We start from the raw sequence: 21315 nt of genomic DNA, 5'->3' as shown, positions 1-21315 counted from the left end.
CCTACTCGATTAGGGTGGCGAACCAGAAGCCCTCAAAGAGCATCTTGGTCACCCGCACCCACTTGCCCACGGCCATCACGCCGCAGGAGGGCATGCCCGTGCCCGCCAGCAGCCTTTCAAAGGAGCACTGGGGCAGGAGGGCGTTGTCCCCGAAGTCCATGATGCACATGGCCACGGGGTTGAAGGGTTCGCCGATATAGGCCCCCTTGAGGTCGGAGGCGATGACCCCGGCCACGTACTCCCCCTGGAAGTGGGCCACCACCCCGGCGGGGGGCAGCATCAGGGAGGGGTTCACCGTGTCGCCGATGACGAAGACGTTGGGGAACTTGGGGGAGCGGAAGGTGGACTTGTGCACCTCGGGGAAGCCGTTGGGTCCGGCCAGGGGGGATTCCCGCACCACCCGGTTGGGGGCGAAGGGCGGGGTGAGGATGAGGAGGTCGTAGGCGAGCTCGCGCCCATCCTTGGCCTTCACCTTGCCCCCCTCAAAGGCCACCGGCTCAAACTCCCCGTGGAAGGCGATGCCCTTGGCGCGGAGGATCTCCATGACCTTGCCGGAGATCACCGGCCCCATACCCGCCAAGGGCGCCGGGTTTAGGTGGAAGACCTCCACCGTGCTCTTCTCCCGCACCCCCTTCACCTTGAGGGCGAACTCCACCTGGCCCGCCACCTCGTACGGGGCAGGGGGGCAAGGGTAGTAGGGGGAGGAAACCCCCACCACCACCCGGCCGCCCCGGAAGTCCTTCAGGGCCTGGCGGAGCCTAAGGGCCCCCTCGAGGCTCCAGGGGGCATACCCGTCCTGGGCGGGGGAAGGCATGGCCTCCGCCCCCAAGGAGACGATGAGGTAATCGTAGGTAAGTTCCCCGGCGCTCGTCCTCACCTTGTTGTGGGCCGGGTCCAGGGCCTCCACCGTGGCCTGGAGGTACTGGATGCCCCGCTTTTCCAGGTTGGCGAGGGGCCTACGCACCTGCTCGGGCTCCCGCATGCCGAAGGCCACCCAGGGGTAGGCGGGCATGAACTCGTGGTAGGCGTTCCGGTCCACCAGGGTGACCTCCACCTCCTTCCCGAGGAGCTTTTTCACCTTGTTGGCCGCCACCAGGCCGCCCGAACCGCCTCCCAGGACCAGAACCTTCGTCGCCATCTTCTACCTCCTTGGGTACCTATACCGTGTACCCCTAAGTCCAGTTTCCCCCTGGACCCCTCGTGAAGGTAGGTGCAAATGCCCCGCCTAGCCCTGGCGTAGCCTGGTGGCGAAGAGGAGGCCGAGGCCCAGGAACCCCAGGACCTCCCCCACCCCCACCCCCCGGCCCAAGGCGGGGAGGAGGTACCAGGCCAGGTGGAGGAGGCGGAAGAAGGGGATCCAAAGGGCCACGGGAAGGAGGAAGCGGGCCTCCCGCTTGGGCGGGTTGGTGAGGAGGTAGAGGAAGGGGAGGAAAAACCCCCCCACCACCCACAAGGCCGCCACCTCGTCCCAGGGGCCCTCCAGGCGCTTCAGGTAGAACTCCACCTCGTGGGGGAGGTCACCGCCCCAGACGATGATGAGGGTGGTGGCCTCCACGTAAATCCAGATGATGGAAAAGGCCAGGAGGAGGTTGGTGTGGTTTTGGGCCTGGCCCAGAAGGGCCGCCGTCCCCCGCCGGACCGCCAGGGCCACGGCCAGGGAAAGGGCCAGGAGGACAGCGGAAAGGAGCAGGATGGCCCCGTAGGAGGCGGAGTAGAAGTGGGCCTCGAGGCTCTTGAAGAGGTCGTAGGTGAGGAAGGTGGCGGCGGCGAAGGTGAGGGCAAGCCCATAAGCCCCCACCTCCGCCCGGCGCTCCCCGGGGCGGAGCCGGGCCAGGATAAGGGCGAAGAGGGCGAAAAAGAGGACGTAGCGGAGGAGCAGGAAAGGGGCATTCAGGTAGGCCGAGCGGTGGCGCAGGATGGGGTCGGCAAGGGCCTCGGGCCGCGCCCAGGGGAAAAGCTCGGGCAGGAAGAGGAAAAAGGGTAGGCCCAAAAGCCCCATAAGGGGAAGGAGCCGGGCCAAGGGGTAGAGGTAGGGCTCCAGGGGAACCCCCCAGCGGCTCGTGAGGGCGTTGTGGAGGAGGAGGACGAGGAGCGCCCCCAAGGAGAGGAGGAGGAAGAAGGCGAAGGGGAAGTAGGCGGCGGGGGCACCGAAGAGGAAGGCCAGGGCGTAAAGCCCTAGGCCCAAGGCCCAAGGCCAAGCGCGGGGCGCCTCAATGGACCTCTGCATCCATTACCTCCTTGGGACAGGCCGCATCCAGGAGGCAGCGCTTGATGTAGTGGGCGATGAGCCAGCGCTCCCTTTCCGGGATGCGGCTTTTGTAGGAAAGCATCCTGCCAAAACCGTTGGTGGCGGCGAAGTAGAAGTAGCCCTCGGGCATGGCCCGCACGCCGGGATCGTGGAAGGAGCGGGGCTTTGGCACCCCTAGGGGGATGACCCGGCCATCCCCTTCCCCCCTCACCCCGTGGCAGATGGCGCAGAAGCTCCCGTAAAGCGCCTTGCCCCGCACCCAATCCGCCTCGGCGAAGGTGTAAGGGTTCTCCGCAAAACCCCCTTCCGGCTTCACCCCAAGGCGCACCTCGGGGTTTAGGTTCTCCCCGAAGCGCACCCGCTCCTCGGGGACCTCCACCTGGAGGGGGGCGGGGCGGAAGGCCTTGGCCTTGGGCTGGTCCCACATCCAGCCGCAGGCGGAAAGGAGGGGGAGGAGAAGGAGGAACCTAATCACGGCGCACCTCCTCCACCTCCGCCCCCAGGGCCTGGAGGAGGGCCTTGGTGGCCTCCGGGTCAAAGCGGGGGTCCGTGGCGTAGAGGAAGACCCCGTACCGGTCCAGGAGCACCTCCAGATAGTCCCGGGCCCGCACCGCCGGGTGGGCGGCCAGGGGTAGGCCGTTAATGTAGAGAAGATACAGAAAGATGCCCACGGTGATGGTGAGGATGGTGAGCTCAAAGGTCACGGGGATGAAGGCGGGCCAGCCCAAAAGGGGCTTGCCCCCGGCGTTGTGGGGGTAGTCCAGGGTGGTGTAGACCTGGAGGAAAAGCCCAAGCCCCGCCCCCAACACCCCCAGAAAGAAGGCCACCCAGGGGATGCGCCCATCCCCCCCAAGCACCTCCTCAATCCCCTCCACGGGGTTGGGGGTGAGGGCCTCGAGGCGGCGGTACCCCTCCCGCTTGAGCGCCCTTAGGGCCGATAGCAAGGCTTCTGGAGTGTCAAAGTAGGCCATGTAGCCGTAAAGCATCCTGCCCTCCTAGTGCCCGCGCAGTTTGTGGAAGAGGTGGACCATCTCCGCCACGGCGATGGGGGGGAAAAGCCGGATGAAGAGGGCCAGGCCAAAGAGGAAGAAGCCGATGGTCCCCAGGAAGAGCGTCCAGTCCACCCAGGTGGGGTAGTAGAGGTGGAAGTTCCCCGGCAAGAAATCGTGGGAGAGGCTAATCACCACAATCACAAAGCGCTCCAGCCACATGCCCACGTTGGCCAGAAGGGAGAAGAGGAAAAGCCAGGTGAGGTTCTTGCGGAAGCGGGGGAACCAGAGGGTCTGGAGGAGGACCACGTTGATGAGCATCATGGCCCAGTAGTAGGGGGCGTAGGGCCCCGTCATGCGCCAAAGCTGCTGGGCCCACTCCGCTGGCTCCCCGCTATACCAGGCGATGAAAATCTCCAAAAGGTAGATGTAGGCCACCCCGAGCCCCGAGGCCAGGGTCACCTTGGCCATCCAGTCCAGGTGCCGCTCCGTGATGACCCCCTCCAACCGGTACCACCGGCGCAAGGGGATGATGAGGGTGAGGGCCATGGCGAAGCCCGAGTAGATGGCCCCGGCGGCGAAGAAGGGGGGGAAGACGGTGAGGTGCCAGCCGGGCACCAGGCCGTAGGCGAAGTCCATGCTCACCACCGAGTGCACGGAAATGACCACGGGGGTGGCGAGGCCCGCCAGGAGGACGTACACCGCCCGGTAGCGCTGCCAGTGGACGGCATTCCCCGTCCAGCCCAAGGAGAGCCAGCCATAAAGCTTCCGCCGCCAGCCCCTGCTCCTTTCCCGCAAGAGGGCCAGGTCGGGGATGAGCCCCAGGTAGAGGAAGAGGGTGGAGATGGTGAGGTAGGTCATGATGGCCAGCACGTCCCAGGAGAGGGGGCTCTTGTACTGGGGCCAGAGGGCCATATGGGTGGGGTAGGGCATGACCCAGTAGAAGTGTTGCGGCCGGCCCATGTGGATGAGGGGGTAGGTGGCGGCGCAGAGCACGGCGAAGAGGGTCATGGCCTCCGTGACCCGGTTTAGGGAGTCCCGCCAGTTTTGCCGCATGAGGACCAGGATGGCGCTGATGAGGGTCCCGGCGTGGCCGATGCCGATCCACCAGACAAAGTGGACGATATCGTACCCCCAGGCCACGGGCTGGTTGATGCCCCAGGTGCCCAGGCCCTGGACGAAGGTGACGAAGATGGCGTAAAGCCAGGCCAGGGTAAGGGCCAAGCCCACGGCCGCCACCACCTTCCAGGGCCTCGGCGGGGGCTTTTCCACGGGCTCCAAGAGCTTCTCCACCAAGCTCCTCTCCGTCCATTCCCCTTGGATGAGGTCGCGGTCCGGGTGGGGTTCTTTAGCCATGGGCCTCCTCCTTCGCTAGGCGCGGGTTCGGGTTCTTGAGGTGGGCCAGGTAGGTGGTGCGGGGCCAGGTGTTGGCCTCCTCCAGGAGGGTGTAGTGCCGCCCCTCCCTGCGGTGGGCCTGGATAGGGTCCTCGGGGTCCAGGAGGTCGCCGAAGTGGATGGCCTTCCCCGGGCAGACCTCCTGGCAGGCGGTCCTCACCTCCCCGGTGCGGATCCTGCGCCCCTCCTTGGCGGCCTCGGCCCGGGCGAGCTCTATGCGCTGGACGCAGTAGGTGCACTTCTCCATGACCCCGCGGCTCCGCACCGTCACCTCGGGGTTCATGAGGAGGACGAGGGGGCTTTCCTTGGCCCGCCGGGGGTCCCCTTGGCCCACGAACCGCTCGGCGTAGGGGAAGAAGTTGAAGCGGCGGGCCTTGTAGGGGCAGTTGGCGGAGCAGTACTTGGTGCCCACGCAGCGGTTGTAGACCATGAGGTTTAGCCCCTCATCGGAGTGCTCCGTGGCCGCCACCGGGCAGACCGCCTCGCAAGGGGCCTTCTCGCAGTGCTGGCACATCACGGGCTGGTGCAAAGCCCCTTCGGGGGTGAAGTAGCGGTCCAGGCGGATCCAGTGCATCTCCCGCCCCTTCTGCACCTCCTCCTTCCCCACCACGGGGATGTTGTTCTCCACCTGGCAGGCCAGGACGCAAAGCCCGCACCCCAGGCAGCGGCTTAGGTCCACGGTCATGGCCCAGGCGTGCTCCCCCTGGGGCCAGGGGGGGTAGAAGGAAAGGCGCTTTTCCCCTTTGGGCTCCTTTAGGGCCTCCTTTTCGGTCATCACGTGGACCGCCTCCACCTCCACCTCCCCCAAGTCGCCGTGGTACTGGGTGGAGACCAAGGGGTAGTCCCGCCCCGTGGGGGTCACCTCCGCGGGGAAGGCCACCCCCTCGGGGTGGAAAACGTGGGAAAGGGGCGCCACGAGGCTCCCCTCGGGGAGCAGGGGAAGGGGCCAAAGGGGGAGAAGAACCTCCTGCCCCCCCGCCCGCACCCGGAGGAGGGGCCTTTGGGGATCGGCCCGGCGCTCCCGGGCGCGGATCCCCTGCAAAAGCCCCCAGGCCTCCGCCTGCTTTTCCCCTGCCAGGAGGGCCCCGTCCCAGACCAGGCGGGTGAGGGGCCGGGGGAGCTCCTGGAGGTAGGGGTTCTGCCGGTAGCGGCCGTCAAAGAGGCTGGCATCCGGGCGCAGGGTGAGCTCCAGGGGGGCCTCCTCCCGCAAGGGGGGAAGCCGGTCCCCAAGCCCTGGCCTCAAGGCCACCTCCAAGACCTCCGCCTCCGCCAAGGGACGGCCCTCCGCCAGGGCCTGCTTCTCCTCGGGGGAGAGGGCGGGAAGCTCCTCCCCCAGGAGGCCCGCCAGGACCTCCTCCAGGGACCTCCCCCCCAGAGGGGCTTCACCAGGGCCTGGGCGGGCCAAAGCCGCCCCTGGGCGTCCCGGCATGGGCTGGAGGCCTCCAGGGGGTGGGCGAGGGGGAGGCTATAGGGGGCCTCCTTGGGGTAAAGGGAGAGCACGGCGGCGAAGGCCTTGCCCTGAAGGCTCGGCAAGGGGCCTTCCGCGGCCCAGACCAAGCGGCTTGCCCCCTCGGCCTCCTGAAAGGCCCTGGGGGTCGCCGCCTCCCCCTCGGGCGGGGGCACGTAGGCCACGGGGGCCCTTAGGTGGGCGTTCACCGCCATGGCCAGGGCCTGGGCCCCTGGGGAGAGGTGGACCCCAGGGAGGACCACCCCACCCCGCCCCAGGTCCTCCGCCAGGGCGGGGAGGAAGCCGCCGTAGTCCGAGACGGGGCTTCCCGGGACCACCCCAAGGGCCCGGGCCAGGTCCAGGAGGAAGGCCTCCACCCCGCTCGGCTTCAGGGCCAGGCGGTGGTCCGCCAGGGTCCCGAGGAGGCTTGCCCCGCTTTCCACGGCGTAGATGCGGTTCATGGGGGGAAGGCGCCTTTGGGCCAGGGCGCTCCCCCAGAGGTAGCCCGCGGGGTGCTCGTGGAGGTCCACGTCCAAGAGGAGGACGGTCTCCGCCCTCTCGGGCCGGTAGACGGGCCAGGCCCCGCGCCCAAAGGCGAGCTCGGCCCCCAGGTAGACGTTCTCCAAGCTCCAGGCCTCAAACCGGGCCACCCGCAGGTTGGGGTAGCGCCTCAGGGCCTCCCGCACCAGGCCCTCGAGGCGGGGGGAGGTGGTCCGGGGGAGGACGAGGAGGGTTTCCCCTTCCCCAAGCGCCTTCCGCCAGGCGGCGAAGAAGCCCTCCCAGTCCGGGCCTTTCCCCTTGCGGGCTGGGTCGTAGAGGGCGTAGAGGGAGGCCAGGGGGTAAGGGCTCATGGCCGCCTCGAGGGGGGTGAGGAAAAGGGGCCGCTCCTGGTAATGGCGCACCCGCACGGGCTCGGCGAAGCCGGCGTGGGGAAAGGCGGTGACGAACTCCGCCCTCCCCCCCTCCACCACCCACTCGGGCTGGCGCACATAGGGCACCCCCTTGCGCCGCACCACCGGGGTACAGGCGGCAAGGCTCAAGAGGCCCAGGGCCAAAAAGCCCCTTCGGGTCACGGGGCCAAAGGGAAACTCCTCCCGGAATAGCTCCCTTTCCAGGGCTTCGGGAAAACCGCGCGTCTCCTTCATACGCCTCCTAGCGGTGGCAGGTGTTGCAGCTCGTAAGGGCCTCGGGGGAACGGATCTGGTAAAGCTCCTTGAGCTTCTTGCCGAGCTCGGGATCGGGGGTGTAGGCCATGTTGAAGACCTGTTCCTTGGGCCGCAAGCGGGCCTCGGGGTTCCGGTGGCAGGAGAGGCAGAACTTCATGGTGAAGGCCTGGGGCTGGTAGACCACCGGCATCTGGTCCACCCGCCCGTGGCACTCGGCGCACCCCACCCCCTTGGCCACGTGGGCGGCGTGGTTGAAGTAGACGAAGTCCGGCAGGTTGATGACCCGGTTCCACTCTATGGGCCTGCCCGTTTCCCAACTTTCCCGCACCAGGGCCAGGTTGGGGCTATCGGGCTTCACGTAGGTATGGCAGGTCATGCAGGTCTCCGTGGGGGGAAGCCCGGCGTAAGGGGCATGCTCCACCGAAGGGTGGCAGTAACGGCAAGAAAGGCCAAGCCCCCCGGCGTGGAAAGCGTGGCTAAAGGGAATGGGTTGGGCCACGGGAAGGATGCGCTGCTCAAAGGCCCCCACCGCCACCCCGGAGAAGATGACCCCCAAGAGGGCGAACACCCCGAAGACCGAGCCCCAGAACAGGGTACGTACCCAACGGTTGCGTCTCCGCATGCCACCTCCGGCCTTAGGGCCTTAGGCTAGGGACACGCCGCCTCGGTTTCCATCAGGGGCCATGGACCATTCCATAAGGAGTGCGGCCGTACCCGTACCTAACCCCTTCGCAAGGACTTATCAGGGGTAATCTACCCAAGGGATGTAGGGACAAATGTCCCAAGCCCGCCAACCTTGACAAAGAAGGGGGTTTTGCTAAACTGAGCCTTGCGCGTGAGGCGCGCCCTGCCGGGATGGTGGAACTGGTAGACACGCCATCTTGAGGGGGTGGTGCCCGCAAGGGCGTGCGGGTTCAAGTCCCGCTCCCGGCACCAAGAGAGGCCCTTCGGGGCCTTTTCTGCTTATGCGGAAGACCCTGCTCCTCACCCGAACCCTGGGGAGCCTCGAGGACACCCAGGCCCTGGCCAAGGAGGTCCTCCCCCTCCTGCCCCAAGGGGCCCTCGTGGTCCTGGAAGGCCCCTTAGGGGCGGGGAAGACCACCTTCGCCCGCTTCCTGGCGGAGGCCATGGGCTTTGGGGGCCGGGTGACGAGCCCCACCTATACCCTGATCCACACCTACCCCACCCCCCAAGGCCCCCTGGTCCACGCCGACCTGTACCGCCTGAAGGACTCCCACCTCCTCCTGCCCCAGCTGGAGGCGGCCCGGGAGGGGGCGCGGCTTCTTTTGGTGGAGTGGGGCGACCCAGAGGGCCTGGAGGCGGATTTCCTCCTACGCCTTATCCCCCAAGGCGAGGTCCGGCAAGCGGAGCTATGGCACCTCCACCCCGGCGAGGAGGAGGGCGTCTAGCAAGGCTTCCCGGCCGGCGCGCCCGGCGAAAAGGGCCACCACCTTGGCCTCCGCGTCCACCACGAAGGTCCAGGGCTGCCCCAAAACCTTGAAGCGGTTCGCCACCTCATGGGGCTTGTCCCGGTCCGAGGCCAGGAGGGGGATAAAGCGGGGGTAGGCCTTCATGTAGGCGAGAACCACCTCTTTGGTGTCCTTGGGCTCGCGGCTGATGACGTAGAAGGGTACCCCGGTTTCCTCCGCCACCTTGTGGAGGCCCGGGAACTCTGCCCGGCACACCGGGCACCAGCTCGCCCAGAAGACGAGGACCGCCGGTTTCTTCAGGGTGGCGGGGGTGACGAGGTTGCCCTGCGGGTCCCAAAGGGCAAACTCGGGGATGCGCTGCCCAGGCTGCACGGCCAAGGCCAAGCCCAATAGAACCCCCAAAGCCCAAAACACCCGCGTGCGCATGCCCTCATTTTCTACCCTGCCCCGGCTGGGTATGTAAACCCCCTCACCTTGGCCGCCGAAGCTGCCTGAGATCGTGGTCCGGCCAGATGCCGTCCGCCAGCAGGTGGAGCCACTGGGAAAGGTAATAACCCAAAAGCCCCCACCCCAAGGCTTCCTTGGGCCAGGAAGGGGGCCGAAGGTCCCAATCCACCCCCAGGTAGGCCAAAAGCCTCCCCAAGGGGAAGGCCAAAACCCAAACCACCCCCCCAGGTAGGCGAGCCGGGTGAGGGGCCCCAGCACCCAGGTGTGGGAAAGACCCCGGTGGCGGAAGAGCCAGCCATAGGGCCGCCAAAGGAGGCGCAAAACCCCCCAGCGCCGTCCGGCGCGCACCCCCTTTTCCGCCAGGTCCAGGTCCGGGGAAAGCAGGTAGGTGCCGGCCAGATAGGCCAAGGCGAAGGCCAAGGCCCGGGGCTCCTCCGGAGAGCCCCCTTGGGCCAGGTAGGCGAGGGCCCCGGCCCCCAAAACGGTCAGGTTCACGGCCTCGTGCACGCGCCCCGAGGGCATGGGGCCATGGTAAGGCTACAGGGCCGGCAAAGGGAAGCGCTCCCCCGCCGCAAGCACGTCCACCTTAAGCCCCTTCACCCCCCTGGCCGTGAACTCCGCCCCCCCGGCGTCCACCAGGGTCACCCCCCCTGCCCAGACCTCCCCTAGGCCCCTTAAGAGGCGCAAGGCGGTGTTCTCCAATAGCCCCAGGCCCACCAGGTCCGGGTTGTCCGCCACCAGGCGGGAAAGGGCCAAGAACCTGCCCCTTTCCTCCACCCGGGGCAAAAGGGCAAGGCCCCGCAGAAGGGCCAGGCCCAAGGCGGCCCGCACCTCCCCCTCCAGGGTGTAAAAGGCGGCCTCGCCCAAAATCCCCGCCGCCTCCCCCAAGGCCACCACGCCCCCACCCTGGCGGTGGACCTCCAGGAGGGCCTCGAGGAGGAGGCTTCCCCGTATGAGGTCCAAAAACTCCGGGAGGCCCTCGGCGGCCAAGAGCACCAAGGGGCTTTCCGCCACCTTCTGGGCCACCTCGGGGTCAAAGGCCTCTTCCCTGCGCCTCAAGTAGACCACCTTCCCCCGCTTGAGCCCCAGGTGGCGGTAGGCCAGGCGCCAGGCCTCCGCCACGTCCCGCAAGGGGTAGGGGACGAGGAAAAGGGCCTCCCCCGGGCCTCCGCCAAAAGCCTTTCCTCCACGGGGCGCAAAGCCCCCCGCAAAGGATCTGCGGTGAGCAAGGCGAAGAAGCCCTGACGCATACCCTGCCTCCTTGCCCCTTAGGGTAGCGCCTTCCTCATGAAAGGAAAAGGGCGGTGTGGTAGACTCAAGCACGTGGCCGCGATGGTATCCCCCCCGGGGGCGATTTCCAAGGATAAGAAGCGGGCCATCCTCGAGGCCACCTTGGAAATTCTCCGGGAGATGGGGCTTTCCGGGCTCAAAATGGAGGAGGTAGCCCGGAGAGCGGAGGTGGGGAAGGGCACCATCTACCTCTACTTCCGCGACAAGAAGGACCTGTTGCGCTCCTTGGTGGAGGAAAGGACCTGGGCCTTTTACCGGGAGGTGGAGGAGGTGGTGCGCCTGCGGGCGCCCTTTTTTGTGCGCCTGGAGGCCCTTTTGCGCAAGCGCCTGGCCTGGATAGAGGAGTGGCGGGGCCTTTGGGCCGCCGTGGCCCGGGAGGCCATGGAAGACCCCACCCCTTGGCTCAAGGGCCTGCACCAGCACTACCTGGACCTACTGGAAGAACTGGTGCGAAGCGGCCAGGCGGAAGGGGCCGTACGGCCCGAGCTTTCCCCTAAGGCCACCGCCGCCGTGCTGGCGGCTTTAGGGTGTACCCCCCAGCTAGAGGTAGAGGCCTACATGGAGCACCTCCTCTTGGTGCTCCGGAAAGGAGTCGCGCCGTGAAAGAGTTTCGTCCCGGCGACAAGGTGGTCCTACCCCCTTACGGGGTCGGTGTGGTGGCGGGCATAGCCCAGCGGAGCGTGAGCGGCGTAAGCCGGGCCTACTACCAGGTGGATTTCCCCGGCTCCCGCTCCAAGGCCTACGTGCCCGTGGAGGCTCCCCATAGCGTGGGGATGCGCAAGGCCTTAAGCCCGGAGGAGGTGCCCGTCATCCTGGACCTCTTGAAAAACGGGCGCATGCCCCTGCCCAAACAGTGGGCGGCGAGGCACCGGAAGACGAGCGAGATCCTGGCCGACGGGAACCCCTACCGCATCGCCCAGATGGCGGGGCAGCTCCGGGCCTGGGAGTTGGAGCGGGGCCTGGCCGACCTGGACCGCCAGGCCCTAAGGCGGGCCATCTACCTCTTGGCCGAAGAGGTTTCCCAGACCCTGGAAATCTCCGTGCAGGAGGCCAAGCGCCTCTTTGAGGAGGCCTGGGGCGAGGAGCTCAACTAAAGGAGTAGGCTCCAGGTCCTCTTCTCCATCTCCAGGATGCGGGCCAGGTAGGCCTGGAGGAGATGGGGGTCTAGCTCGGCCAACTGGCCCTGGGCGATGACCTCCAGGTCGTAGAGCACCGCCTGGAACTCCGGGGCCGACCAGTGTTCGGCGAGCTCCTGCCAGGGGCCTTCCCCTTCCACGTGGGCGTTCCAGGCCTCGAGGAAAAGGCGGTTCAGGAAGTAAAAGAGGACGAGGCGGTAAGGGTAGGCCAGGCCCCCCATCTCCCCCAGGAGGGCAGCGTACTCCTGGCGCACGGGGTGCACGGGCTCCTTGGGGTCCGCCCCTTGGGAAAGGAGCCAGTCCAGCTCCTCCACCGTGGCTAAGAGGGCCTGGACCAGGGGAAAGCGGTGGGCCTGGGGGGCCTCCGCCAAAAGCCCCACCTGGAAGCGGTAGAGGGCCTCCACGAAGGGATAGTCCTGCTTTAACCAAAAAAGAAAGCGCTCCTGGTCCCAGCGGATGGGCAGGGCCTTCAGCTCCGCCAAGGCCTCGCTATAGGGGGAAAGCGCCGTTTCCAGAGGGGACATGGGGACCTCCCAGAATACCCTTGCGGACAAAACCCCGGTGCCTTAGGGCCTTCACCACCGCCTCGGCGTGTTCCTCGCTTTCCGCCAGGCCAAAAAAGGCACTCCCCGAGCCCGTCATGAGGACCCCTTTGAGCCCCAAACCCCTGAGACGGGCCTTTACCTCCTTGAGCTCAGGGTAAAGGCGGAAGGCGGGGCCTTCTAGGCTATTCCAATAGGGGGGCTCCTCCCCCCGGGCGAGCGCCCCCAGGATTTCCTCCACGGGGAGCTCGGGGGCGAAGTCGTGGGGTTTCACCTCCCCGTACACCCGGGGGGTGGGAAGGCGCAGGCCCGGGGCAAACACCACCACGGGAAGGGGGGGAGGGCCAGGGGGCGAAGCCGCTCCCCAATCCCCCGGGCCTCCGCCCCCCCGCCCAGGAGGAAAAAGGGCACGTCCGCCCCCAAGGAAAGGGCCAGGGCGAAGAGGTCCACCTCCGCCGGATAGAGCTCCTTCAGGCCCAAAAGCACCTGGGCGGCGTCCGAGCTTCCCCCGCCCAGGCCCGCCCCCTCGGGCAAGGCCTTTTCCAGCACGATCCGCACTCCTCCCGGAAAGCCCGCCACCTCCAGGTACAAAGCCGCCGCCCGGTAGGCGAGGTTCCGCTTGCCGTAGCGGCCCCTGAACTCAATCCCCTCGGGGATGGGCTCCAGATAGAGGCGGTCCCCGAAGGTGAGGGCGGCGAAGAGGGTGTGGAGCTCGTGGTACCCATCGGGCCTTCGCCCCAAAAGGGAAAGCCCCAGGTTCACCTTGGCCACCGCTAGCCGTTCCATGCCCGCGCCAGGGCCTCCGCCAGGAGGAGGTCCTCCGGATAGGTGATCTTAAAGGCCGTGCGTTCCCCTTCCACCAAGGCCACGGGGTAGCCCAAGGCCCGCACCAGCTGGGCGTCGTCCGTGGCCAGAAGGCCCCGCTTCCTGGCGTAGGCGTGGGCCTCCCGCAAAAGGGCGGTGAAGAAGCCCTGGGGGGTCTGGACCAGGCGCAAGGCCTCCCGGGACACCACCTCCCCGTAGCCCTCCCCTTCCGGCCGGACCAGGGTGTCCGGCACGGGCAAGACGGGCACCGCCGCCCCCGTGGCCTGGGTAGCCTTTAGGACCCTCTCCAGAAGATCCTGGCTCACGAAGGGCCGGGCCACATCGTGCACCAGGACCAAGGGAAGGTTTGCCGCCTCCAGAAGCCGGGCCACGGAGGCCTGGCGGGTCTCCCCGCCCGGCAGAAACGTGGCCCTGAGGCCCTTGGGCGCCTCCACCCCGGGGGGCAAGGCCACCAGGACCTCCGCCGCCTGGGCGAAGGGGCCCAGGGCCCACTCCAAGAGGGTCTTCCCCCCCACCTTCAGGAAGGCCTTGGGCCCAAGACCCAGCCGCTCCCCCTTCCGGCGGCGGGGATGAGGACGGAAACCTCCACGTCCCCATGGTAGCATGGGCCGCATGAGCGCTTGGGAAGCCCTTCTCTTGGGGGTGGTGGAGGGGCTCACGGAGTTCTTGCCCATCTCTTCCACCGGCCACCTGACCCTGCTCTTCCACCTCCTGGGCCTACCGGTGGAAAGCGATCCCTTTTTGAAGACCTTCCTCATCGCCATCCAGCTTGGGGCCATCCTGGCCATCCTCCTCCTTTATGGGAGGCGCTTCCTGGTGGACCGGGCCCTTTGGCTCCGCATCGGGGTGGCCTTCCTGCCCACGGCGGCCATGGGCTTTCTCCTCTACCCCTTCATCAAGGGGGTCATCCTGGGACGGGACGACGTGGTGGTCTTCTTCCTCTTCTTCGTGGGCCTCGTCCTCCTCTTCGCCGACCGCCTGGCGGAAAGGGCCCGCTTCCGGGACGCCACCGAGCTTCCCCTTGGGCGGGTGGCCCTCATCGGCGTCTTCCAGGGCCTGGCCGCCCTCTTCCCCGGCACGAGCCGGAGCGGGGCCACCATTTTGGGAGGGCTCCTGTTGGGGCTATCCCGGAAGGGCGCGGCGGAGTTCAGCTTCCTCCTCGCCCTCCCCACCATGCTGGCGGCCGTGGGCTACGACCTCCTAAAAAGCGCCCAGGCGGTGCCCGAGGGGGGTATGGCCTTCTCCTCCTGGGCTTCCTCGCCGCCCTGGTCACCGCCCTTCTCACCGTGCGCTGGATGCTCGGCTTCGTGAAGCGCTACGGCTTCCGCCCCTTCGCCTACTACCGCATGGCCCTAGCCCTCCTTTACGCCTACTTCTTCCTACGCTAGGGCCAAGACCCGGTCCAAGGCCTCCAGGAAAGCCTGGTAAAGCTCCTTCCGGGCCCCCTCCCCCATGAGGCCGAGCCGCAGGACCTCTCCCCGGGTGGGGCCAATCCCCCGGCCACCGCCACCCCTTGGGCGTAAAGGGCCTTGACCAGGCGGTCCGCCTCCACCCCCTCGGGGGGCGGACCACCAAGACCGTGGGCAAGGGGCTTTCCTTGGGATAGGGGCTAAAGCCCCGGGCCTTTAGCTCCTCCAGAAGCCAGGCGTAGACCTCCCGCGCCCTCTTTTCCCTCGCCTCCACGCCCTCTTCCAAGGCCAGGTCCAGGGCCTCGAGGAGGGCGTAGTGCAGGAGGACCGGGGTGGTGTGGTGGTACCCCCCCCGCTCCCAGTGCTCCGCCACCCGGGCGAGGTCCAGGTACCATCCCCGTTTCCCGGAAAAGGCCTTCCTCGCCTCCGCCGAAACCGCCACCGGGGCCAGGCCCGGCGGGGCGGAGAGGCACTTCTGGCTCCCGGTGAAGGCGTAGTCCACCCCCATGGCCCGCATGGAGAAGGGGAGCATCCCCAAGGTGGTCACGGCGTCCAAGAAGAAAAGGGCCCCGGCCTCCTTGGCCAGGGCCCCGATGGCCTCCGCCGGGTTCAAAACCCCGGTGGAGGTTTCCCCGTGGACCAGGGCCACCATGCGGTAGCGGCGTTTTCTAAGGGCCTGGGCCACCCGCTCGGGGTCCACCGCCTCCCCCGGGGGGAATTCCAGGACCACGGGGTCCAGGCCGTGGAGGGCCGCCATCTCCGCCACCCGGGCGGAAAAGGCCCCGTTCACCAGGACGAGCACCGGGCCCCGGTCCAGGTTGGCCAGGCCCGCCTCCATGCCCAGGCTCCCCGAGCCGGCCAAAGCGGCCACCAGCGCCCCTTCCCCGGGGTCAAAGAGCCTCAAGAGCCGATCTTGGATGGCCCGGTTCACCGCCAAGACCTCGGGGTCCAGGTGCCCCCGCATGGGGCGCAAGAGGGCCTTTTGCACGCGTTCGGGAATGGGGGTGGGTCCGGGGGTCAGGAGCAACATGGGCTTCCTCCTAGATGAAGCGAGGCCCCCGCAGCCAAACCGGGGGGGCCCTTCCCGAAGGAAGGGGCCCCCTACCGGATAGCTCGCAGGAGCCTCATTGCCTGGCACTTTAGCAGAAGGGCGCCCTCCCTGTAAAGTGCTAAGTGGATGAAGGACTACTACGCCATCCTGGGGGTGGGCCGCGAGGCCACCCAGGAGGAAATTAAACGGGCCTACCGCAAGCTCGCCCTGCAGTACCACCCCGACCGCAACCCCGGGGACAAGGCGGCGGAGGAGCGCTTCAAGGAGATCAACGAGGCCTACGCTGTGCTCTCCGACCCGGAAAAGCGGGCCCAGTACGACCGGGGCCTCCTGGGGCAGCCGGAATACCGCGCCGAGGACCTCTTTGACCTCTTCGCCCAGGTCTTCGGCTTCCGCTCCCCCCGGGCCGCCCCCAGGGGGGAGGACCTGGAGGCGGAGGTGGAGGTGGAGCTCCAAGACCTCCTCCTGGGCAAGGAGGCGGAGGTGGTCTACGCCCGGCTCGTGCCCTGCGAGGCCTGCGGGGGCCAGGGGGGCAAGCGGGTAACCTGCCCCACCTGTGGGGGGCGCGGGGTGGTGGAAACCTTTCGCCAAGGCTTCTTTGGTGGCTTCGTCACCCGCACCACCTGTCCCCACTGCAAGGGCCAGGGCCACCTCCTGGCGGAGGCCTGCCCCACCTGCCACGGCCGGGGGCGCATCCCCCGGGAGGAAAGGATTACGGTGCGCATCCCCCCAGGGATGGACGAGGGCCACGTCCTCCGGGTACCAGGCTACGGCAACCTGGCCCCAGGGGGGCCCGGCGACCTCTACGTGCGCCTCCGGGTGCGCCCCCACCCCCACCTGGAGCGCCAAGGGGCGGACCTGGTCTTTCGCCTGCGCCTGGGCCTGGCCCAGGCCGCCCTGGGCACCCGGGTAGAGGTGCCGGGGCTTTCCGGCCCCATCCCCTTGGACATCCCCCCGGGCACGGGGCATGGGGAGGTGTTTGAGCTACCGGGTGAAGGCCTCCCCCACCCCGGGGGCCGGGGACGGGGGGCGCTAAGGGTGGTGGTGGAACTCGCCGTCCCCAAAAGGCTTTCCCCCAAGGCGCAAAAGCTCCTTAGGGCCTACGCCGAGGAGGTGGGGGAGGAGGTGGCCCCCGAGGGGTTTTGGGAACGGCTTAAGGGGTTCTTCCTCAAGTAGCCCGGTCTGTGGTAAAGTGAGGTATTCCGGGTCGCTTCAGGGTGGCCCCTTGGGTCTAAAGCAACCCCTAAGGCCCCGGATACGGGCCCGGCAAGGGCCCGGAAGCGAAGGAGCGGTATGCAGAAGGGTCGGGTCAAGTGGTTCAACGCGGAGAAGGGCTACGGCTTCATTGAGCGCGAGGGGGACACGGATGTGTTCGTCCACTTCAGCGCCATCAACGCCAAGGGGTTCCGCACCCTGAACGAGGGCGACATCGTCACCTTTGACGTGGAGCCGGGCAAGAACGGCAAGGGCCCCCAGGCGGTGAACGTCACCGTGGTGGAGCCGGCCCGCAGGTAAAAGGGCGGAGCGCCGCCCCGGGTTTCCCGGGGCGGTTTTCTTTCACCCGCTTCTTAGAAGGGGCAGGGTAACATGGGGGGGATGCGGACCCTAAGCCTCGCCTTCCGCCCGGCGGCCCCGGAGGACGCCCCTCTTCTCCACCGCGTCTATCGGCAAAGCCCCGGGTACTTCGCCTTGATCGGGATGGAGATGCCCACCCTCGAGGACGTGGCCCGCGACCTCGCCACCTTGGAAAAAGACCCCCGCCGCCGCGCCTTCCTGCTCTTCCAGGAGGCGGAGGCCGTGGGTTATGTGGACTACAAGCTCCACTACCCCGAGGCGGAGGACGCCACCTTGAGCCTCCTCCTCATCCGGGAAGACCGCCAGGGCCTTGGCCTGGGGCGGCGGGCCCTGGCCCACCTGGTGGACCACCTGGCCGGGGTGGCGCGGCTTTACGCCGTGGTCTACGGCAACAACGCCCGCGCCATCGCCTTCTTTAAGGCCCAGGGCTTCCGCCACGTGAAAGACGGGGGGCCGGCCCTAAGCTGGTACGTGCGCGAGCTTAAGGCCGGCCCCTAAGCAGGGTTTACTCTAGCCCCGCCAGCTTGCGGTTCTTCTCAATGTAGGACTTCCACTGCTCGGGAACGTCCTCCTCGGGGAAGATGGCGTTCACCGGGCAGGCGGGCACGCAAGCCCCGCAGTCAATGCACTCCTCGGGGTGGATGTAGAACTGGTCCCCCCCGTCGTAGATGCACTCCACGGGGCACACCTCCACGCAGGACTGGTCCTTGACTCCGATGCAGGGCTCACAGATCACGTGCGGCATCCTTCACCTCCCGAGCGACCGCTCCCCCCTATTTTAGGCCAGAAGCCTCCCTGTCAAGCCCCAAAGCCCATGTGGCGGAAGAAGGCCTCCCGGGGAATGGCCCCAAGGACCTCCTCCCCCCGGAAGACCAGCACCAAAGGCTGGCGGAGGAAAAGGGGAGCGAGCTCGCTCACGGCCACCTCCCCCTCCACGCCCGCCACCTCCTCCAAGGGCAGGATGTGGTCGGCAAGGCCCAGGACGCCCACGGGCCTCCCCTCCTGCACCAAAAGGGCCACCCCCCGGCCCTCGTAGGCCTCGAGGCCTTCCACCCGGGGCAGGGGCCTGGCCAGGCGGCGAGCGGGGGCGGGCCCCAAAAGCCCGGCGGTGAGCAGGGTGGTGCAGGGTACCCGCACCGCCTTCTTGGCCAGATACAGGGCGAAGGTAAAGGCGAGCACGAACCCAAGCCCCTCCAGAAGCCCGGCCAGGTTAAAGCTTCCCCACCCAAGCCGTCCCCCGCCCCCCAAAAGGACGTGGAGGAAGTAGGAAAGGAGAAGCCCCAACACCAAGGCCGCCAGGTAGGCGAAAAGCCCCGCCAGGCGTAGCTCTTTCACCGTGCGCATGGGTCTAGCTTACCAATTCCTCCTCCCGGTCCACGTCCACCCCCACCTCGGGGTAAGGGGTGACGAGGGCCCTCGCCTCCACCCCCAGGATCCGGCTCGCCCTGGCCTCCACCTCGGCCAGGGAAAGCCTCCCCCAAAGGAGCTTGAGGAGGATATCCAGGCCCACCAGCCGGGCCAGGGCCAAAGGCTTTTTGCGCAGGGCCACCACCCGTTTGGCCAAGGGCAGGGCCTGGAAGAAGAGGGCCTTGTCCAAAAGGAGGAGGTTCCCCCCGGTGAAGGTCCCCTCCTTGAGCCGGGCGTAGGTGCGCCTGGTCTTGGGGAAGCGGGCCTCCACCTCCTCCTTGGGCACGATGGGGTAGACCAAGGCCGCTTCCGGCGCCCTCTCCAGGACGAAGCGCACCGCCTCCGGCGTGAGGTGGGGGATGTCGGCGGTGGCCACCAGGACCCGGCCCTCCACATGGGCCAAGGCCGCCTCCAAGTTGGCGAGGAGGCTCCCTTGGTCCGGCAGGGTGAGGCGGGGAGGAGGGACAAGCCCAGGGTTTTCCCCCACGTAGAGGGCGGAGAGCCCCGCCTCGGCCAAGGCGGAAAGCACCCACGCCGCCAAGGGCCTTCCCCGGTAGGGCACCAGGGCCTTGCTCCGCACCCCGTACTTCCGGGCCCAAGCCTCCTCGCCGCCCCCTAGGACGATGGCCTCCATGCCCCCATGGTATAGGCTCAGGGCATGAAGCGCCTCCTTGCGCCTTTGGGGCTTCTTTGCACCTGGGGCCTCACCCTCTACGCCTACGCCCTGCTGCCGGAAAGGATCCCCGCCCACTTCAACGCCCAAGGGGAGGTGGACCGGTACGGGAGCCGCCTGGAAATCTTCCTCCTGCCCGTGATCCTCACCTTCCTCCTCTACCCCCTTCTCGCCTTGGCCCCCCGGCTAGACCCCAAGCTCAAGGGCCAGGCGCCTGCGGTCTGGCCCTGGCTTGTGGCCGGGGTGGTTTGGTCCTTCTTCCTCCTGCAAGGGGCCATCCTCTACGCCACCTGGCAAGCGGTGCAGGGAAATCCCTTTCCCGTGGGGAAGGCCATCCTGCTAGGGGTGGGCCTCGTCTTTCTGGCCTTTGGGTTCCTCCTCCCCAAGCTTCCCCCCAACTACCTAGCGGGGGTGCGCACCCCCTGGACCCTGGAAAACCCCCGGGTGTGGCGAAAGACCCATGGGCGGGCGGGCCTGGTCTTCACCCTCCTTGGCCTCCTCGCCTGGGCCGCCGCCTTCTTGGAAGGGTGGGGCATTGGGTTATGGCTTTTGGGGCTCCTTTTGGGTGCCCTCTACCTGGTGGCCTTCTCCTACCTGGCCTGGCGCAAGGAAAGCCCCGGCCCTTAAGGGCCGGGGCCAGGGCCTTCTAAAGCGGTCTAAGCTCCAGCCTTAGCACCTGCTGGCCGCTTAGGCGCACGGTCTGCACCAGGGTGCGGTAGCCCTTGGCCACCAGGGTGAGCTCGTAGTCCCCCGGCAACACCTCCAGGCGGAGGTAGCCACCCCGGGCGAGCCCCACCTCCTCGCCGTTCAGGAAGACCCGGGCCTCCACGTTAAGGTAAAGCTCCAAAACCGCCCGCACGGGCACGAGCTCCACGAAAAGCCGCAGGCTCTCCCCAGGGCGCACCTCCACCTGGGCCCGGTACTCGGCGTAGCCGGGGGCTGCCACCCGCACCTCGTGCAGGCCGGCCTCGAGGCTAAGCCGCACGGCACCCCGCCCCACCAGGCGGCCGTCCACGTAAACCTCGGCCCCCTGGGGCCGCACCTCCAGGGAGAGCTCCCCGGTACGGATGGGGGTAAGGGTGGCGGCAAGCCGCGTCTCCCGCCCCCTCTCCACCCGGACGCTGGCGGCGTAGGGCTCGTAGCCGGGAAGCCTAAGCTCCACCCGGTAGGTCCCCTCGTCCAAGGTGAGCCGCAAGGGGGTGCGTCCCCTAAGCTGCCCGTTCAGGTAGACCTCGGCCCCCGAGGGGCTGGACTCCAGGAGGAGGGTACCGGTGCGGATGGGGTTTAGGCGCACGTCCAAGCGGGTGGTCTCCCCCCGGCGCACCTCCACCCGGGTGCGGTGGGGTTCGTAGCCGGAAAGCCTAAGTTCCACCTCGTACCGCCCCTCGGGCAAGGCGAGGCTTAGGGGGGTGCGGCCCCGCAAGGCGCCATTGAGGTAGACCTCCGCCCCGCTGGGCGTGGAGGTTACCGCCAGGGTGCCCTGCCGGGGCTCGGGAACCAGCTGGGCAAAGACCTGTACCCTCTCCCCAGGCCTCGGGTTCACCGTCACCCGGTAGGGCTGGTAGCCGGAAAGCCTCACCTCCACCTCGTGCCGCCCCGGGTTCACGCCAAGGGAAAGGGGCGTGCGCCCTTGGAGGCGGCCATCCAGGTAGACCTCGGCCCCTTGGGGCCTCGAGTCCACCGCCAGGGTGGCGGTGGAAGGGGGCGTAGGGGTAACCCGGCCCACGTAGTAGCGGGCCACGTCCGTGACCCAGTCCCGGGCCGGAATGGGCTCAATCACGATGGAAAGCGCCCTGGCTAAGCCCTCTGTCCCTTCCACCCTCACCTGGTTCCGCTCCACGTCCAGAATCTCCTGGAGGGAAAGGGGCCTCCGGCTCGCCACCGCCAGGATGCGGTCTTCCCCTTCCGGACCCGTCACGGTGTAGCGGTAACGGGCCCCTTCCGGGGGAAAGCGCCGCGTCTCCCCTGCCCTCAGGAAGTTATCCCGCTCGTAGGCGTTGGGCAGGATGGGGTCTATCTTCCCGTCGGCGTTGATGTTGAAGAGGTAGACGTAGGCGTCCTGGTTGACGTTCACATAGATGTAGATGGGCTCGCCCACCTGGTAAAGGGCCGTGCCCCGCTTGCCGGGGTCCTTGTCCACCCAGACCTTGACCTGCAAGTCCGTGGGCACCGGGTTGATGAGGATGCCCTGGGGGCTTAGCTGCTGGGCCAAAGCCGCCCCCAATCCCAACACCGCCAAGAGGAGCTTCCGCATATCCCTCACCTCCAGCCCCAGGCTAAAGGGT

Annotated in this window: 20 protein-coding genes, 1 tRNA gene and 6 pseudogenes; 9 read left to right on the top strand and 18 right to left on the bottom strand. The window is 67.8% G+C overall.

Features of this window, described 5'->3' with window-relative positions; translation table 11 throughout:
* Position 1 precedes the first annotated feature (1 nt).
* The 7 genes and pseudogenes from A0O31_RS06580 to A0O31_RS06550 all read right to left on the bottom strand — a co-directional run bounded on the left by A0O31_RS06580 (position 2) and on the right by A0O31_RS06550 (position 7867).
* Positions 2-1138 carry an NAD(P)/FAD-dependent oxidoreductase gene (locus A0O31_RS06580; protein WP_071677179.1) on the bottom strand — a complete coding sequence of 379 codons (1137 nt, stop codon included), beginning with the start codon at positions 1136-1138 and terminating at the stop codon, positions 2-4.
* Between the two features lie 87 nt (positions 1139-1225).
* A complete protein-coding gene (locus tag A0O31_RS06575; protein WP_071677178.1) occupies positions 1226-2227 on the bottom strand; it encodes a hypothetical protein in 1002 nt (333 codons plus the stop codon).
* Positions 2211-2720, bottom strand: coding sequence for a c-type cytochrome (locus A0O31_RS06570; protein WP_203226814.1), 510 nt, complete (start codon positions 2718-2720; stop codon positions 2211-2213). The genes A0O31_RS06575 and A0O31_RS06570 overlap by 17 nt, the downstream gene beginning before the upstream one ends.
* On the bottom strand, positions 2716-3234 hold the full coding sequence (locus tag A0O31_RS06565) for a DUF3341 domain-containing protein (protein WP_071677176.1): 519 nt from the start codon (positions 3232-3234) through the stop codon (positions 2716-2718). Before A0O31_RS06565 ends, A0O31_RS06570 begins: the two co-directional genes overlap by 5 nt.
* A gap of 9 nt (positions 3235-3243) precedes the next feature.
* Positions 3244-4593 (bottom strand): NrfD/PsrC family molybdoenzyme membrane anchor subunit, encoded by a 1350-nt coding sequence (gene nrfD, locus A0O31_RS06560; protein WP_071677175.1) that lies wholly within the window; start codon positions 4591-4593, stop codon positions 3244-3246.
* Positions 4586-7224 (bottom strand): annotated as a pseudogene (locus A0O31_RS13570) (4Fe-4S dicluster domain-containing protein). The gene nrfD and the pseudogene A0O31_RS13570 overlap by 8 nt, the downstream one beginning before the upstream one ends.
* Before the next feature lie 7 nt (positions 7225-7231).
* On the bottom strand, positions 7232-7867 hold the full coding sequence (locus tag A0O31_RS06550) for a cytochrome c3 family protein (protein WP_071677174.1): 636 nt from the start codon (positions 7865-7867) through the stop codon (positions 7232-7234).
* 227 nt (positions 7868-8094) lie between these two features.
* Between A0O31_RS06550 and A0O31_RS06545 the strand changes: the two genes are divergently transcribed.
* Positions 8095-8181, top strand: a tRNA-Leu gene (locus tag A0O31_RS06545).
* Between the two features lie 29 nt (positions 8182-8210).
* The gene (tsaE, locus tag A0O31_RS06540) at positions 8211-8654 is read left to right on the top strand and encodes a tRNA (adenosine(37)-N6)-threonylcarbamoyltransferase complex ATPase subunit type 1 TsaE (RefSeq protein ID WP_071677173.1); all 444 of its coding nucleotides are present in this window, start codon (positions 8211-8213) and stop codon (positions 8652-8654) included.
* Here tsaE and A0O31_RS06535 read toward each other — a convergent pair.
* The 3 genes and pseudogenes from A0O31_RS06535 to A0O31_RS06525 all read right to left on the bottom strand — a co-directional run bounded on the left by A0O31_RS06535 (position 8616) and on the right by A0O31_RS06525 (position 10372).
* Positions 8616-9101: a TlpA family protein disulfide reductase gene (locus A0O31_RS06535; RefSeq protein ID WP_071677172.1), complete on the bottom strand. Its 486-nt coding sequence runs from the start codon at positions 9099-9101 to the stop codon at positions 8616-8618. The genes tsaE and A0O31_RS06535 overlap by 39 nt on opposite strands.
* Before the next feature lie 43 nt (positions 9102-9144).
* Positions 9145-9644: pseudogene (locus A0O31_RS13565) on the bottom strand (metal-binding protein).
* Positions 9645-9659: 15 nt separating this feature from the next.
* Positions 9660-10372 (bottom strand): annotated as a pseudogene (locus tag A0O31_RS06525) (cyanophycinase).
* 82 nt (positions 10373-10454) lie between these two features.
* Between A0O31_RS06525 and A0O31_RS06520 the strand changes: the two are divergent.
* A complete protein-coding gene (locus A0O31_RS06520; RefSeq protein WP_039457764.1) occupies positions 10455-11015 on the top strand; it encodes a TetR/AcrR family transcriptional regulator in 561 nt (186 codons plus the stop codon).
* Positions 11012-11506 carry a CarD family transcriptional regulator gene (locus A0O31_RS06515; protein ID WP_071677171.1) on the top strand — a complete coding sequence of 165 codons (495 nt, stop codon included), beginning with the start codon at positions 11012-11014 and terminating at the stop codon, positions 11504-11506. The genes A0O31_RS06520 and A0O31_RS06515 overlap by 4 nt, the downstream gene beginning before the upstream one ends.
* Here the strand turns inward: A0O31_RS06515 and A0O31_RS06510 are convergent.
* The 3 genes and pseudogenes from A0O31_RS06510 to ispD all read right to left on the bottom strand — a co-directional run bounded on the left by A0O31_RS06510 (position 11503) and on the right by ispD (position 13504).
* Complete coding sequence (locus tag A0O31_RS06510; protein ID WP_071677170.1) at positions 11503-12072, bottom strand: hypothetical protein; 570 nt, start codon at positions 12070-12072, stop codon at positions 11503-11505. The two genes, A0O31_RS06515 and A0O31_RS06510, sit on opposite strands and share 4 nt — an antisense overlap.
* Positions 12038-12876 (bottom strand): annotated as a pseudogene (gene ispE, locus A0O31_RS06505) (4-(cytidine 5'-diphospho)-2-C-methyl-D-erythritol kinase). The gene A0O31_RS06510 and the pseudogene ispE overlap by 35 nt, the downstream one beginning before the upstream one ends.
* Positions 12864-13504: pseudogene (gene ispD / locus A0O31_RS06500) on the bottom strand (2-C-methyl-D-erythritol 4-phosphate cytidylyltransferase). The pseudogenes ispE and ispD overlap by 13 nt, the downstream one beginning before the upstream one ends.
* A 23-nt stretch (positions 13505-13527) precedes the next feature.
* Between ispD and A0O31_RS06495 the strand changes: the two are divergent.
* Positions 13528-14226, top strand: a complete 699-nt coding sequence (locus A0O31_RS06495) for an undecaprenyl-diphosphate phosphatase (RefSeq protein WP_476756171.1) — start codon at positions 13528-13530, stop codon at positions 14224-14226.
* A gap of 68 nt (positions 14227-14294) precedes the next feature.
* Here the strand turns inward: A0O31_RS06495 and A0O31_RS06490 are convergent.
* Positions 14295-15354, bottom strand: a pseudogene (locus tag A0O31_RS06490) (aminotransferase class V-fold PLP-dependent enzyme).
* A gap of 147 nt (positions 15355-15501) precedes the next feature.
* Between A0O31_RS06490 and A0O31_RS06485 the strand changes: the two are divergent.
* The 3 genes from A0O31_RS06485 (at position 15502) to A0O31_RS06475 (ending at position 17448) form a co-directional block, all read left to right on the top strand.
* Positions 15502-16551: a DnaJ C-terminal domain-containing protein gene (locus A0O31_RS06485; RefSeq protein ID WP_071677169.1), complete on the top strand. Its 1050-nt coding sequence runs from the start codon at positions 15502-15504 to the stop codon at positions 16549-16551.
* A gap of 117 nt (positions 16552-16668) precedes the next feature.
* The gene (locus A0O31_RS06480; protein ID WP_014516375.1) at positions 16669-16890 is read left to right on the top strand and encodes a cold-shock protein; all 222 of its coding nucleotides are present in this window, start codon (positions 16669-16671) and stop codon (positions 16888-16890) included.
* Positions 16891-16962: 72 nt separating this feature from the next.
* The gene (locus A0O31_RS06475) at positions 16963-17448 is read left to right on the top strand and encodes a GNAT family N-acetyltransferase (protein ID WP_071677168.1); all 486 of its coding nucleotides are present in this window, start codon (positions 16963-16965) and stop codon (positions 17446-17448) included.
* 7 nt (positions 17449-17455) lie between these two features.
* On the opposite strand, the gene A0O31_RS06470 is transcribed toward A0O31_RS06475, so the two are convergent.
* From A0O31_RS06470 to A0O31_RS06460, 3 genes are read right to left on the bottom strand one after another with little or no spacing between them, the layout of a single operon-like run.
* A complete protein-coding gene (locus tag A0O31_RS06470; RefSeq protein ID WP_003043460.1) occupies positions 17456-17695 on the bottom strand; it encodes a ferredoxin in 240 nt (79 codons plus the stop codon).
* A gap of 53 nt (positions 17696-17748) precedes the next feature.
* A complete protein-coding gene (locus A0O31_RS06465; RefSeq protein WP_071677167.1) occupies positions 17749-18294 on the bottom strand; it encodes a hypothetical protein in 546 nt (181 codons plus the stop codon).
* Between the two features lie 4 nt (positions 18295-18298).
* Positions 18299-18991 (bottom strand): NTP transferase domain-containing protein, encoded by a 693-nt coding sequence (locus tag A0O31_RS06460; protein ID WP_071677166.1) that lies wholly within the window; start codon positions 18989-18991, stop codon positions 18299-18301.
* A gap of 24 nt (positions 18992-19015) precedes the next feature.
* Between A0O31_RS06460 and A0O31_RS06455 the strand changes: the two genes are divergently transcribed.
* Positions 19016-19657, top strand: coding sequence for a DUF1648 domain-containing protein (locus A0O31_RS06455; protein WP_071677165.1), 642 nt, complete (start codon positions 19016-19018; stop codon positions 19655-19657).
* A gap of 19 nt (positions 19658-19676) precedes the next feature.
* Here A0O31_RS06455 and A0O31_RS06450 read toward each other — a convergent pair whose 3' ends face one another.
* Positions 19677-21284 (bottom strand): PEGA domain-containing protein, encoded by a 1608-nt coding sequence (locus A0O31_RS06450; RefSeq protein WP_071677164.1) that lies wholly within the window; start codon positions 21282-21284, stop codon positions 19677-19679.
* Positions 21285-21315: the final 31 nt, after the last annotated feature.

The sequence above is a fragment of the Thermus brockianus genome (assembly GCF_001880325.1).
GTDB classification, from domain to species: Bacteria; Deinococcota; Deinococci; order Deinococcales; family Thermaceae; genus Thermus; species Thermus brockianus.
Note: the sequence above shows the minus strand (reverse complement) of the source record. Positions and strands in the feature narration are given on the sequence as shown.